We start from the raw sequence: 14211 nt of genomic DNA, 5'->3' as shown, positions 1-14211 counted from the left end.
TGCCGATTCCCAAACCATCCAAATCGACATCCTATCTCAACTTTCATGCTTTCCTGCTTTCATACTTTCCTACTTCTTTTCAGAATCCCGCCGAACCAGAACACTGGCATTGGGAATCACCGCCAATGTCCCCTGGTGCGCCCTCACCGCCTGCCGCGCCTCCTCCATGGAAATGGAGCCGACCCCGATCTTACGGGCGATGTCCGCCGGCAGCGCGGAGACCAGATCGATGCGGATCCGCCGCGTCTTCTCCATCAAGGCCAGGGCCGTACCGCCGTTGCCTTCGTAGCGGCCGGCCAGCCGTTCGAAGACCGCATCCCAGCCACCCAGGTCGAACCAGGGCAAAAAGGTTTGCGAACCGACGCCGTCCGGGCAGGCGGCCAGAAGGATCAGGCGCCCGCCGTCGCGCACAAAGGCAGCGGCGTGGTGGATGGCCTTGTGGCTCTGAATCAGGTTGATATCCTTGGGGTAGCCGCCGCACGAGGCCAATACCAGGTCATAGTCGGCCCCTTCCACGGCGGTATGCGCCGCGTGGCGGGCGCAGGCCGCCTCGAACTGGGCAACGCCCTGGCCCACCAGCAGGTCGCAAACCCGGCCCCGGCTGTCCAGGATGGCGTGCACGGACAGGTCCGCCGGCCGAAAGGTTTCCACTTCGGCCAGGTCCTCGGCCAGGGGGTTTCCGGCCAGCGCCCCCGACCGGCAGCCGTCCGCCAGGCGGCGCCGCGAACGATCCAGGAATAGCCCATGGTTCGCGTAAATGGCCTGCTTTTCACCCAATCCCGGGAAGATGAGTTTGCGACCGCCGCCATAACCGGCAAAATAGTGGTGGGCGATGGCGCCGAACGTCACCCGGCAGGTGGCCTCCAGTATATCTTCTCGAATGCGCACCGGTGTTCCCCGTCGGGTGTGACCCAGGGAGACGAAACGGGTCTGCCCGGCGCAGTCGTGATGCAGCCACCGACCGGTATCCAAGGCCGTGCCGTAAGCCTGGATGCACTCTTCCCGGCTTTGGCGGGTATGGGTGCCATAGGCGATATACACCTCGAGGTCGCCGGGTGCCGCCCCGTGCGCCGTCAACACCGACAGCAACACCGGCAGGTAGCGGGGATACTCGCACAGGCGGGTCTTGTCGGCCACGACGACGGCCGTGCGCCGCAGATCCATCGGACGCGATGCCAGATACTGTTCCAGGCGCCGGCGAAATCGGACGTCGTCAACGGCCAAAACCGGATCATCGACCGTTAACACGCACGGTTTGCTTTCAAAGTCCCATTGAACCGCATCGCTGCCGTAGGCCAACTCCAAAGCGTACCCCATCGACCACCTCATCCCTTCTGTGTCAAACGCAGTGTAACCTCACACCCTGAAAATAACAAGCCGGGCAACAGTGGTCCAACGATTCTGACTGAGTGTGATTCACCCTGAAGGGCCTGCATCATAGAAGTCGTTTAAAAAAATATCGCATGGCAACGGTTGCGGCAGGCCCGGGTGGGGCAGGTGGCCAGGGCCACGTAAGCCTGCGGTCATAGAGCCGGTTAAATGCAAACGGTGGACAATCGGCCCGGACTGTTTGAGCGCAGCGAGTTTCTGGGCCGCCCGCCGTGCATTTTACTGGCTCTTGACCGCTTGGCGTGTGGCATCGGCCACCTGTTCCACCCACGCCGGGTCTAATGAATGGCATCCAGATAGAACTGCTGTCAGCGGTCAAAGGGAGGCGCACCTTGATTCTCATTTCCGAAGGCCTTATAGTCGTTTTTAAATCAACCCGATTCACCATCACGAGGGAACCCTATGAAAGCACTAATCAGCATCGTCACCATCGCGTTCCTGGTTCTGGGGTCCAGCGCAGCCATTGCCAAGGGACCGAACGGCAAGGGCCCGGCCAGCCAGGCCTATGATCAGGCCGATGACAACGCCCGTTTTATCCGCGGCGAGAATCGGCCACAGGGCAAAGGATCAGAGGCCGATACCGCCAAGGAGACGAAGGCCAAGAAAAAAGCCAGGAAGGACGGTTCCAAAAAGGATCGCGCCGTCATGGACAAAAAGGGCAAGGGGATGAACGATACACCTCGCGATCCGGAAAAAATCCGGCAGCGGGACAGAACCCAGCAAAAGGAACGCGCCCGTGATCGCATCCATGTCCAGGAGAACAACACAGCCGGAGAGGATACCGACAAATGATCGTTGCCAACGAAAAAGACTTGACCGCAGCTCCCATCGAGAGCCCGGAAGTAAAAAACGCTAAAATCAAGGCGCTGATAGGTCCCCAGCAGGGATGGGGCGACCATGTGATGCGAGTGATCGAGCTGGATGCGCAGGGCTACTCGCCGGCCCATGCCCACCCCTGGCCGCACATCAACTACATCCTGGAAGGCCGGGGCGTGCTGATGATGGAGGGGAAAGAGCATCCGGTGGAGACCGGCGGCTATGCCTTTGTTCCGGCCGGCACCCCCCATCAATTCAGGAACACCGGTATGGAAAAATTCCGTTTCATCTGCATCGTGCCCAAGGAGGGACACCAATAGGCGTCGGATCTACCGCATAGATTCCGGCCGGATGTAAGCGCCACCGAACGGAGGAATGGATCATGGCCGAAAAGACATACTACCAATGCGACCAGTGCCATCGACAAGCCGAAACCCAGGCCGGTGAGCCCGTGCCCGAGTGTTGTGGTCGCCCCATGCGCGAAGTGGCCGACCCCCTGGATCAATGCACGCTCAGCAGCACCGCCGAGCACTCACGATTCGATGATGGCGGGGGGCCGTGCGACGACGGCAGGGCGGGATAGTTCGCCGCCGTAAAGGTCAGGCTTCGCGGTACGAGTCCGCCTTGATGCCGTAGCGGCGCATGATCTGCTGCAGGGCCTGCCGTTCGAGGCCGCACAGACGGGCGGCCTGGGACACGTTACCGTCGCACTCGGTCAGCAAATGCCCGATATAAGCATCGTTGAAATGCTGCAGATTTTTCTCTTTCGCCGCCTTGTAAGGCAGACCTTTTAAATCGGCATCGAAACTGGCCGTGATCTTTTCCCCTGCCTGCAGTCCCACGTCCTGGGGCCGGATCACCTCTTCGGGGGAGAATAAAATCCCCTGAATGATGATGTTTTCCAACTCGCGGATATTGCCCTCCCAATAGCGCCGCTTGAAAATGGCCATGAGCTCGGGCGAGACGCTCTTGTGCGGCTTGTTCAGTTCCGTGCAGTGCTTCTCCAGGAAATGGTTGGTCAGCAAGGCGATGTCTTCCACCCGCTCCCGCAGGGGCGGCAGGTGGATGGGCAACACGTTGAGGCGGTAGAAGAAATCTTCTCGAAACTCCTGGCGGCGGATCTTGGCCTTCAAATCCTGGTTGGTCGAAGCCAGAATGCGAACATCCACCTGAATCGATCGCGCATCTCCCAGGGGCTTGATCTCTTTCTCCTGCAAGACCCGCAGCAGCTTGGTCTGGATGCTCGGGCTCACATCGCCGATTTCATCCAGGAAAATGGTGCCGCCTTGGGCCTCCTGAAACAGGCCGATTCGATTCTGGGTGGCGTGGGTAAAGGCCCCTTTTTTGTAACCGAACAGCTCGCTTTCCAGGATGTTTTCCGGAACGGTCGGACAGTTGACAGCCACGTAAGGCCCTTTGTTCCGCAAACTGAGGGCATGGATGGCGCGAGCCGTGAGATCCTTGCCGGTGCCGGATTCGCCGGTGATCAGCACCGTCAGATCGTTTTTGGCCACCATCTGGATGGTTTCGAACACGCGCTGCATGGCCGGGCTCTGGCCGATCATCTGCTGAAAGCTGAAGCTGTCGCGGCACCGGGTCTGCAGGCGCAGATTCTCCTGGATCAGCCGGTTGCGCTCAAGCGCCTTTTCCAATCTTAAAATGAGCGTGTCATGTTCGAACGGCTTGGCGATAAAATCGTAGGCCCCGGCCCGCATGGCCTCGACCGCAAGTTCGATGTGGCCATAGGCGGTCATCATCACCACGGTCAGTGACGGATAGCTCTTGCGAACCATTTCCAGCAGGGCCATGCCATCCATTCCCGGCATCTTGATATCGGCCAGCATCAAATCAAACGGCTGCTGGGACAGCAGATGCAGCGCCTCCTCGCCGGATGACGCCGTCTCCACGCGGCAATTCAGGTCCGGCGCCAGGCTGCGCTTCAGGAGCTGAAGCATGTCCGGTTCGTCGTCTACGACCAGTATCTGTGGGGGCATGACGTATTATCTCCCGTTAAAACCGGCGGGAATGGGCAGCTCGATGGTGAACGTAGCGCCTTGCCCGGGCGTGCTCTCCACCCGGATACTACCGCCATGATTTTTAATGATTCCATAGCTGACCGACAATCCCAGTCCCGTTCCCTGTCCGGTGGGTTTGGTGGTGAAAAACGGGTCGAAGATGCGGGCCAAATCCTTGGCCTGAATGCCCTGCCCCGTATCGTGCACACGGATACAGGCCTTCTGATTACTCCCGTTCACCTCGGTGGTGATCGAAATCTCCCCCTGGCGGCCGACCGCATAGATGGCGTTCATCAGCAAGTTTATCAGCACCTGGGAAATTTTTTTCTGGTCGATGAGCAGCGGCCCGATCCTGCTGTCGTAATTGGCCCGGATATCGATGCCATCCAGCTTGGCATGCTGCCGGATGAAGTGGATCACCTCATCGATGACCGCGTGGACATCGCACAACTCCTTCTTGGGGGCCGAGGTGCGCGCGAAATTGAGCAGATCTTCCACGATGGATTTGCAGTAGCGGACCTGCTTTTCGATGGTCTTCAGATCCGCTTCGCGGTCCGACCCCTTGGGTTCGTTGCGGAGCATCAGCTGGGTATAACCGAGAATGATGCCCAGGGGATTGTTGATCTCGTGGGCGATACCCGATGACAATTCGCCGATGGAAGCCAGCTTGTCGGCCTGGGCCATCTGCTCGCGCATCAGGTGCTGCTGCTCGATGTCCTTGACCAGAAAATGGAGGATCCCCTCCTCGCCCGTATACCCTTCGGCCAGCCCGCCGCTGAGCAGTACCCTCCGGCGCCCTTCGGCGGCCATCTTCAAATCCACCTCCGTGTTGGAGATGAATCCCTGGCGGAGGACCGTCACGGCAATCTTTCCCCATTGGCCAGGATCGCAGAAATAGTCCTGAAACGACCGGGGGCCGGCGTCGTCATGAGCATTCTCCCATCCGAGCATCTTTTTACCCGAAGGGTTGATATCCAGGATCGTGCCCTCCTTGCGGGTGACCAGAATCATGTCCTTGGACCCTTCGAAGATCTGCCGGTATTTTTGTTCGGATTGGGTGAGCGCCTCGGTGCGTTCGGCCACCAGGTTCTCCAGGTTCTGATTCAAATAGAGCAGTTCCCCATGGGCCACTTGCAGGGCCTGCCGGCCCTGGACGATGCTCTGATATAACGTCCAGGTGCGCGCAAAAAAAGAGAGTCACCGCTCCGACCATGACAAATGCGAAGGTGTTGATGGCGCCGCTGAAGGGTTGCAGCGGCGCCCATGCCGACGCGTGCCCGCTGACGATGAGCACCTGCTTGACGATGTGCCCCACCGAGCGGGACACCGAGAACAACGCCAGGGCCAGGCACACCCAGAGCAAATAGGCCCATACGATATTATCGGGATCGCGCCGAAGCAGCATCGCGGCGTAACGCACGCACAAAAAACAAAATACGATCATCAGGACCGAGCCGCCCACGTCGACGATCCAGATGGGCAGAAAAGAGGCGTTCATGCGCCCCCCTTCGCGCCATCCCGATCCGCCGGCATGCGCAGCAGCCAGCGCAAGCCCATGAAAAGGAAAACCATGGCCGGCACGCACAACAAATGGTCCAACTTGACCAGGTAATAGAGGTGTGCGACCCACTCATGCCCCTGGGCCGCGTCGATATGCAGATGCATCGTCCCGATGCGTTGAATTTCGATGAGCCCGGATTGTTCTTCCAACCAATGGCCGACAAAGGCATCGGTATTCCAGAGGATAAAGAATAAGGCGGCGTACTGGATGAAACGCCATCCCCGCATGTCAACAAGGCGGCGTCTGCGCAACCAGTAGATCAGCAGCCCCATGGAAAAGGCGAAGAAGAGGTGGGCCATCTGGTGGGCATACAGCCCTTCGGGGCCGCCATGGGCTTGCAGCGCCCACACCGGCTCCGGCCAGCATACAGCAGCGGCCAGCAGCAGACTGAGTAAAAGGCAAATCAAGGGCGAACCGCTCCTTGGCGTCGCTATCCTGGCCCGCCGGCGGCATCGAGCATCTTTTGAACGTTACGGAAATAGGGCAGCCAACGGCGCAGGTGGCCGAATACGATTCGGCCGAGAATGTACAGCGGAATAAATATAAATGGATATCCGACGGTGGGTCCGACCAGAATCGACAGCGGCCAGGCCACCGCGAAATCCACATCGTGAAAACGGCCGTTCAACCACCCCAGGGCAAAAGGTACCGGCCAGAGCATACCGGCCGAATAGGCCGCCATGGTGAAAAAGTGGCGTCCCCAGGCGTCATTGGCCTGTTTGTTGAATGCCTTGTAGCCGGCCCGATCGCCGGCGTCATGCGCCATGATACTCAACGCTTCGCGCCGGGCGATGTCGCTCTTGAGTTGTTGCAGATGTCCCCGGTTGAAACGGATGGCAGCGGACAGGGTCAGCTCTCCGGCGATCACACAGTGCATGGCCAGGCAAAAAGCGCCCACCAGGAACCCGAACAGGGGGTCGCCGGGTAAACGGAAGGGTGCGATGAGTATGGCATCCATCCACAAATAGGCGGATGTCAGGAACTGGTCTATCACAACGTCATCTCTTCCAAAACGGGCCGGCGCCGTGCAGGGGCGCGGACGCCGGCACGCCTCTATTCAGTGCCCATCCACAAATGACCAATTGGCCCGATATCGGTGTTGCACGAAAAATTTAATCCTCGGAATATCATTCATATGCCTGCGGTCAAATCTTCCGTGCGCCGTGATCTCGACCCAATTTGCCTATTTGTGGACGGACACTCATTATCTGTGGCTAACCGAAGATTCGGTAATTGAAAAAGCCACGCAGGGTGTAGTCCAGACCCACATAGCAGGCCAGGACGATGAAAAACCACTTGAGGCCTTTTTCCGGGATGTATTTGCCGGTGCGCGGTCCGATCATCGACCCGATGAAGATGCCCACCAACTCCACACCGATCATGATCCAGTAAACGGTGACGCCCTTGATCATGAAGTTGATGATGGACAGAATCATGCTGATCAACACCGCCAGGGCCGATGTACCGGCGGCCACGAACATGGGCAGACCGACGACGCTGGTCAAAAAGGGCACATACAAGAATCCGCCGCCCACGCCGATGAACGAGGAGATGGCGCTGATGAAAAAACCGCCCACAAAGGCCCATACGGGGCTGAAGGTAAAGGTCTGGCCGAAGAAGGAAATCTCGGTCTTGGCCAGGCTGAAATGGGTGGTCTTGACCCCCTGGCCGGTAATGTCGCCTTTTTGTTTGATGGTCGCCTCGAACGCCTTGGCCGCATCCTTGGCCCGTTTCTTCGAAGACTGGCCTTTGGGGGTCATTTCATAGACCATGAACCCGCCGATGATGAACACGATCAGACCGAACCACCCCTGGTACTGGGAAAACTTCACCTTGCCCATGGTCGTGTAGACGACCAGGAAAGCGGCCAGCAGGGAGCCGAACCCCAGGAAAAGGCCCAAGGGGGCGATCAGGCGTTTCTGCTTGGCATAGTTCATACTGGAAACAGCCGCCGACAAGCCCACCAGCCACTGGTTGGAGACGCGGATGCTGTCAGTGATGAACTTGTTGAGGGTGGGGGCGCTGTCCTTAAAGGTCTTGGCATAGGCACCCAACCCGAAGATCGAGATGTGGCCCACACCGGCCATGATGCCGCCGAAGGCGCCAACGGTGGAAAAGACCCAACCGACCCATATGGCCCAGAAAAAGGCCAGCACCAGGTTAACCTGGATCCCACCGGGAATCCCCAGGTAACCCGTGGCTGCATTGGGATCGATCTGCCCCGATTCTGTCCCCTTGGGGGCCTGAGCAATGGCCTCTTCGAGGTTGGCGGCAGCAGCAGTATCCGCCAGAAACAGGGGTGCGACGAGCATGGCAGCTAACAACAAAATGGAAAAACAGGTCTTGACGCTTCGATTCATAACGCTCCTCCGAATATGAGAAAAAAACCAACTGCCGCCAGAAACGGCAACCTTCACATTAAAATTAAATGTTGCATATAGAGCAATCGGTATGCCAAATTTTCAGTTGACCCATACTGTCTTCAAAGGAATCCTCTTTTCTAGTTTAATATGTTTTTTCATATAGTTAAAAAGAATCCAGCCCCATTTTCCCCCGAATGACTGTCGCCCCAAAGCGACTCAACAACTGCTACGAATGCATATTTTTTATTGCATATTTTCCACGCATCGGATGAATTGACATAGACACAGCATGTTAGATACATGCAAGAAAAATTTTCATCTGCATTATTTTTTTTGCATTCTGCCGCAAACCCAATCCGCCTATCCGTTTGGTAACAGCCTAATAAATTGAAATTTTAGCTTTTATGCCTTTTCCAGGGGAGTGTCAAACGGTGACGACACCGTAAAAAGTCGCAGAGGCGTCATGCCGGCGAACGCCGGCATCCAGAACCTATTGAAAACACTGGATCCCGGCGTTCACCGGGAAGACGGTAAAACCTGATTCCGGACTTTAAACGAGTTCATCAAACGGTGGGGTGAGAAAAGTTTGTGGTATGTATTTTGCTTTGTACAGCCGACAGCGATTTATCCGTCGACCAGATTTTCAGAACCATCGAAACGAAATACCGGTCCTCGGCTGTGACACGCTGTGACACTATGACAATATAAAAAGGTGATGCCACCATCACAAAAAACGCCTGACATTGTGGAGGCTCAGAGTGGAAAAAACAGTTTATTCTTTGTGTTTTATGTGTTCCGTACGCTGCCCGATCCAGGTTCGCGTGGCCCATGGACAGGTCAAATGGGTTCAGGGCAATCCTCATGTGGCCGGTATCGAGGGCAGTCTCTGCCCTAAAGGTGCCGCTGGAAAGGCGTTGCTGTACGACGAGCAACGGCTTCAGACCCCTCTGATTCGCGACGGCGAGCGGGGCTCCGGTAAATGGCGCAGCGCCAGCTGGCAAGAGGCCCTCGACTACATCGCCGACCGACTGCGCAGTACCATCGACACCTATGGCGGCAAAAGCGTGGCCCTTATCGAAAGGACGAATCTCTCGACCCATGTATCCAAGACGTTTTTGAAGGCGATCGGGTCGCCCAACCATCTGACCCATGACGCTTTGTGCAAGGGTTCGGTCAACACCGCCTGCAGGAGCCTTTTCGGCTACAATGATGCCCAGGTCGGGCTGCAATATGACAAGACCAAACATATCGTTCTCTACGGCCGCAACATCTTCGAGGCCGTGGCGGTCAAGGAGGTCAAAAGCCTGATCGGCGCCATGGACAAAGGTGCCAAGATGACCTACATCGACCCGCGCGTCACGGTCACCGCTACCAAGGCCCATCGCTACTGGATGATCCGGCCGGGAACGGACCTGGCCCTCAACTATGCGTTGATTCACATCATTCTCAAGGAGCGGCTCTATGACGCGCCTTTCGTCGACCGTTGGGTGGAAGGACTGGTGGACCTCAAGGAGTTCGTCCAGGCCTACACGCCTGAATGGGCCGAGGCCGAAACCGGTATCCCGGCCGATGAGATGGTCACCTTTGCCCGCGAAATCAGCCGCGACAAACCGGCGGTGATCTTTCACTACGGCTACCGCGGCGCCCACCACGAGGAGGAAATTTACCTGCGTCGTTCCATCCTGATGCTCAATGCACTCATGGGATCCATCGAGGCGCCCGGCGGTTTCTTCTTCAAAAAAGGTCCCGGCGAAGCAGGCGGCAAACCGGCCCGCAAGCTCACCGACCAGGATCTACCCAAGGTTTCCGCCCCCCGCGCCGACCTGGTGGGCAGCAAGGAATTCCCCCTGCCCGATCCGGCTCATGGCGTTCCCCAGACCCTCATCGACGCCATTCTCACCGAGAAGCCCTATCCGGTCAAAGCGCTGATCATCAATCGCTTCGATGCGCTCAAATCCATCCCGGATACCAACCAGACCAAGAAGGCGTTTGAGAAATTGGACCTGATCGTGAGCATCGACGTCAATTTCAGCGATTCGGCCTGGTATTCGGATGTGGTGCTGCCCGAATCGACCTATTTCGAGCGGACGGACTGTATCCAACAGGCCAATGGGCTGAAACCGCAGATGTTTTTGCGCGAACAGGCCATTTCGCCGATGTTTGACACCCGGGAAAGCGCCGTCATTCTCAAACAGCTGGCCGACCGGCTGGGCGTGGGACAGTATTTCCCCTATGAAAACATGGATGAGCTGGTACAGTGGCAACTGGAAGGCACAGGATTTACACGGAACGATTTCCAAAGCAAGGGCTTCGTGGCCTACTGCAAGGATCCGATTTTCTGGGATCGCAAGGATGGTTTGAAACTCAAGACCCCCTCGGGAAAAATCGAGTTCAAGTCCAGTCTGCTCGAAAAGGCCGGATATCCATCGTTCCTTCCCTATGAACCGGTGAACCGTCCCGAGGGCGATCAATTCCGCCTGGTCGTCGGCCGGGTGGCGGCGCATACCCATGTTTCCACGCAAAACAATCCCTACCTTCTCGAGCTGTTTCCCGAAAATACCCTGTGGATCAATGCCAAGCGCGCCACGGCCCTTGGGATCGCGGACGGCCAGCCGGTGGAGGTCGCGTCACGGCGCGGCAATGGCACCATTCGGGCCTATGTGACCGAGATGATCCATCCGGACACGGTCTTTATGGTCCACGGCTTCGGCCATGAAGCCCGGAGAGCGGAACGCTGCTATAATAAAGGTGTGTCCGACAGCGTGCTGCAAGAGAGCATCACCGACCGGGTGGGTGGCAGCCCAGCCTTGCACGACACCTTCGTCACCGTGAAAAAAGCGGCCGCATGACCGCATGACGGCCACTGTATAAAGTTTCCAGAACGATAAGGAGAAGGAAATGAGTGACTACCAGCTCTTTCAAGATACCCGCAAATGCATCGGCTGCCTCGCCTGCGAGGTGGCCTGCAAAGCCAATAAAGACCTGCCGGTCGGCCCCAAGCCGTGCCATGTGGTGCAGGTCGGCCCCAAATTCATCGGCAACCTGCCGCGGGCTTCCTATATTTTCATGCCCTGCTACCATTGTGAAAAACCCTGGTGCGTGGACGCCTGCCCTACCGGTGCCATGCAAAAGCGCGCCAAGGACGGCATCGTTTTCGTGCAGGCCGACCTGTGCGTGGGATGCAAGGCGTGCATCCGGGCCTGCCCCTGGGGTGCCCCGCAATGGAACAAGGAGACCAAAAAGGTGGTCAAGTGCGACTACTGCATGGACCGCATCGACCAGGGCCTCGACCCGGCCTGCGTCACGGTCTGCATCACCCATTGTCTGAGCTTCGGCAAGGCCGATGCCATGCCGGAAATCCGCAGGGAACGCCATGCCCGGGCCATCGCATCGCTCGACCACAGCGCCTTTTCAGGTATCAGCAATATTTAGAGGGTAGACCGATATGTCCGACAATAAGTGCCCCGTGAACGACACCTTGACGCGCCTGCAGCAGGCTTCGGAAGGCATCGAACTGCAGCACCCCCGCAGTCGGCGGATCGTGAGCCAGATGGCGACCCTGGTTCGGGATGTGGCCACCGGCAGCGCCGGCGACGAACACCTGCCGGCCCTCGACGCCCTGGTCGAAGAGCTCGCCGGCTTCGCCCCCGATCCGGCCGGCGTGGCCCTGGGTCGGGAGCTGCGAGACGTCCTGGCGGCCCATCGCGAAGTCTTCGACAGCCATGTGAAGACCCATATCTGCGCTTCGGGACGCTGTGACGTGCTGACACCGGCGCCGTGCCAGATGGCCTGCCCGGCCGGCATCGACGTACCGACCTACGTCGCCCTGATCGGCGAGGGGCGGGATGCCGAAGCCATCGAGGTGATCCGCCGCGACAATCCTTTCCCATGGGTGTGCGGGCTTGTCTGCACCCGGCCGTGCGAGTTCATGTGTGTACGCGGCCGTATCGACACGCCCATTTCCATCAAAAGCCTCAAGGCATTTGCCGCCGAACGCGCCCTCTCCCAGGGGTATTACGTCAATCCCAAGCCGGCCGCGCCCAAAAACCGCAAGGTGTGCGTGATCGGCGCGGGACCCGGCGGCATGAGCGCGGCTTACTACCTGGCCATGATGGGTTACACGGTACGGGTCATCGAGGCCCTGCCCGTGGCCGGCGGCATGATGATGGTGGGCATACCCCGCTACCGCCTGCCCCGCGAGGTGATCGATCGTGAAGTGGCCATGATCGAAGATCTGGGCGTTACCTTCGACTTCAATACCCGTTTCGGCCGGGACGTCACCCTGCAATCCCTTCGCGACGAGGGATTCGAAGCCTTTTTTATCTCCATCGGCGCCCATGACTCCTTCAAACTGGGCATTCCCGGGGAGAATGATTTCCCCCAGGCCCTGCAGGCCATCGATTTTCTGAAAAATGTGGCCCTCGGTGACCGGCGCCTGCCCGGCAAGCGCGTGGTGGTCATCGGCGGCGGCAATGTGGCCATCGACGCGGCCCGCACCAGTCTGAGACTGGGCTGCGCGGAGGTCACCCTGGCCTATCGCCGCACCCGTGACGAAATGCCGGCCGACATCGAAGAGATCGAGCAGGCCGAGGAGGAAGGGGTCGAATTCGCCTTTCTGACCGTTCCCGTCTCCCTGACAGGCGGCGACGGCCGCCTGAGCGGGGTTCAATGCCTGCGCGCCGAGCTGGTGGAGCTGCCCGGTGCCAAACGCAAATCCCCCCGGCCCGTGGAAGGCAGCGAGTTCATCATGCCCGCCGACGCGGTGATCAGCGCCATCGGCCAGCGCGTCGATCAAAAGGGGTTGGAAGAGCTCAAGGAGTTGACCTGGACCCGGCGCGACACCATCCAGGTACACAGCGCCACCATGTCCACCGACATGCCCGGCGTATTTGCCGCAGGCGACGCGGTCACCGGCCCGGCCACGGTGGTCGAGGCCATCGGCGGCGGAAAACGCGCTGCCCAGGCCATCGATCGTTATCTCAACCATATTCCCCAGCCCAACATGCCTCCCGTGCCGGTGCGGCGACAGCGGGTGGGGTGGACCGAGGTGCCGGCCGCAACGAAAATGGCTCTCAAGAGGCCGCACCTGCCCCTGCTCAACATGGATCGGCGCCGCACCACCTTTCAACAGGTGGAGCTGGGCCTTTCGGAAAACATGGTGCGAGAAGAAGCCCGGCGTTGCCTGCGCTGCGACATCTGCCGCCGCTGCGGGCTGTGCGTCAGCATCTGCCGGGACAAAATGGGGATCGATGCCTTGCAGTTGGGCTATTTCGACTTCGATCATCCGGTGGTCACGGATTTCCGCAAGACCCAGGAGCGCTGCATCCTGTGCGGGGCCTGCGCCACCAACTGTCCTAACAACGCCATGCAGATGGACGACCGCAACGGCGAACGGATCCTGCACCTGTGCGGCACGATACTGAATCGGCAGCCGTTGCTCTATTGCGAGGTGTGTGGGGCGACCCTCGGGCCGGCACGCTACCGCGATTATGTTCTCAAACGCACCCAAGGCATTTCGCCGCCCACCGATGGTCACAACATCTGTGCAGCATGCGCGCGAAAAGCCAATGCGCTGGGCGCGCACCGAACCATGCCGATTGATTGATGGGAATCTAACTATCCACGACACCACGTGGACGACAGCACCACAGGAGGTGGTATGCCATTGCGCAAAGGTCAGAAAATAGAAGTGTTTCGCCGCAGCGACGACGAAGCCTGGGAAGATTACATGGATGCCTTTATCGGTTGCCACGGGATCATCACCGATCCCGACACATCCATCAACGACCCCGACGCCCTGGTCGAGGTGAGCCTGGAAGGCAGGGGCACCCATCGCCTGCCCCAGGATTGCATGCGCCTTCTCGAAGATCAGCCCTGATCCGGGGCGGGCCCCTGCGCCCGCCCAAGCCCGCTCGTTGTCATTGTTGATGCATTCGCGCATCGCATTGGATCGACATCCCTCCATCTGATAGGGCGCCTTTTCGTGCACGATCGCAGGCCCTTCCCGCCCCGGCGCCGGACACACCGCAAATTTTTTTCAAAACAATCATTCAACTTTCCAACTTAA

14 protein-coding genes are annotated in these 14211 nt (G+C 58.7%); 8 read left to right on the top strand and 6 right to left on the bottom strand.

Annotated elements, in window-relative coordinates; genetic code table 11:
- Positions 1-69: 69 nt before the first annotated feature.
- Entirely contained in the window at positions 70-1317 is a 1248-nt protein-coding gene (locus DFT_RS02975) for a lactate racemase domain-containing protein (protein WP_054029737.1), read from the bottom strand.
- 474 nt (positions 1318-1791) lie between these two features.
- On the opposite strand from DFT_RS02975, the gene DFT_RS02970 reads away from it, so the two are divergent.
- The 3 genes from DFT_RS02970 to DFT_RS02960 all read left to right on the top strand — a co-directional run bounded on the left by DFT_RS02970 (position 1792) and on the right by DFT_RS02960 (position 2788).
- Positions 1792-2181, top strand: a complete 390-nt coding sequence (locus DFT_RS02970) for a hypothetical protein (protein WP_054029736.1) — start codon at positions 1792-1794, stop codon at positions 2179-2181.
- Positions 2178-2525: a cupin domain-containing protein gene (locus DFT_RS02965; RefSeq protein ID WP_054029735.1), complete on the top strand. Its 348-nt coding sequence runs from the start codon at positions 2178-2180 to the stop codon at positions 2523-2525. Before DFT_RS02970 ends, DFT_RS02965 begins: the two co-directional genes overlap by 4 nt.
- Positions 2526-2587: 62 nt before the next feature.
- Positions 2588-2788 (top strand): hypothetical protein, encoded by a 201-nt coding sequence (locus tag DFT_RS02960; protein ID WP_054029734.1) that lies wholly within the window; start codon positions 2588-2590, stop codon positions 2786-2788.
- A 16-nt stretch (positions 2789-2804) separates the two neighbouring features.
- On the opposite strand, the gene DFT_RS02955 is transcribed toward DFT_RS02960, so the two are convergent.
- Positions 2805-4199: a sigma-54-dependent transcriptional regulator gene (locus DFT_RS02955; protein ID WP_054029733.1), complete on the bottom strand. Its 1395-nt coding sequence runs from the start codon at positions 4197-4199 to the stop codon at positions 2805-2807.
- Between the two features lie 6 nt (positions 4200-4205).
- Entirely contained in the window at positions 4206-5351 is a 1146-nt protein-coding gene (locus DFT_RS02950; protein WP_235506161.1) for a two-component system sensor histidine kinase NtrB, read from the bottom strand.
- 80 nt (positions 5352-5431) lie between these two features.
- Between DFT_RS02950 and DFT_RS26105 the strand changes: the two genes are divergently transcribed.
- Positions 5432-5587 carry a hypothetical protein gene (locus DFT_RS26105; protein ID WP_161807066.1) on the top strand — a complete coding sequence of 52 codons (156 nt, stop codon included), beginning with the start codon at positions 5432-5434 and terminating at the stop codon, positions 5585-5587.
- Between the two features lie 127 nt (positions 5588-5714).
- Here DFT_RS26105 and DFT_RS02945 read toward each other — a convergent pair whose 3' ends face one another.
- From DFT_RS02945 to DFT_RS02935, 3 genes are all read right to left on the bottom strand, one after another.
- Positions 5715-6188, bottom strand: a complete 474-nt coding sequence (locus tag DFT_RS02945; protein ID WP_054029732.1) for a hypothetical protein — start codon at positions 6186-6188, stop codon at positions 5715-5717.
- A 23-nt stretch (positions 6189-6211) separates the two neighbouring features.
- Complete coding sequence (locus tag DFT_RS02940) at positions 6212-6775, bottom strand: hypothetical protein (RefSeq protein WP_076750327.1); 564 nt, start codon at positions 6773-6775, stop codon at positions 6212-6214.
- 220 nt (positions 6776-6995) lie between these two features.
- Entirely contained in the window at positions 6996-8141 is a 1146-nt protein-coding gene (locus DFT_RS02935) for a sulfite exporter TauE/SafE family protein (RefSeq protein WP_054029731.1), read from the bottom strand.
- 761 nt (positions 8142-8902) lie between these two features.
- Here DFT_RS02935 and DFT_RS02930 point away from each other — a divergent pair.
- From DFT_RS02930 to DFT_RS02915, 4 genes are read left to right on the top strand one after another with little or no spacing between them, the layout of a single operon-like run.
- A complete protein-coding gene (locus DFT_RS02930) occupies positions 8903-10993 on the top strand; it encodes a molybdopterin-dependent oxidoreductase (RefSeq protein ID WP_076750326.1) in 2091 nt (696 codons plus the stop codon).
- Between the two features lie 49 nt (positions 10994-11042).
- Positions 11043-11576 (top strand): 4Fe-4S dicluster domain-containing protein, encoded by a 534-nt coding sequence (locus DFT_RS02925; RefSeq protein ID WP_054029729.1) that lies wholly within the window; start codon positions 11043-11045, stop codon positions 11574-11576.
- A gap of 13 nt (positions 11577-11589) precedes the next feature.
- On the top strand, positions 11590-13749 hold the full coding sequence (locus tag DFT_RS02920; protein ID WP_054029728.1) for an NAD(P)-binding protein: 2160 nt from the start codon (positions 11590-11592) through the stop codon (positions 13747-13749).
- A 54-nt stretch (positions 13750-13803) separates the two neighbouring features.
- Complete coding sequence (locus DFT_RS02915; RefSeq protein ID WP_054029727.1) at positions 13804-14022, top strand: hypothetical protein; 219 nt, start codon at positions 13804-13806, stop codon at positions 14020-14022.
- The last annotated feature ends 189 nt before the right edge of the window (positions 14023-14211 follow it).

This window comes from Desulfatitalea tepidiphila (genome assembly GCF_001293685.1).
GTDB lineage: Bacteria > Desulfobacterota > Desulfobacteria > Desulfobacterales > Desulfosarcinaceae > Desulfatitalea > Desulfatitalea tepidiphila.
The sequence above is the reverse complement of the archived record's forward strand: the minus strand, read 5'-3'. Positions and strand labels throughout refer to the sequence as shown.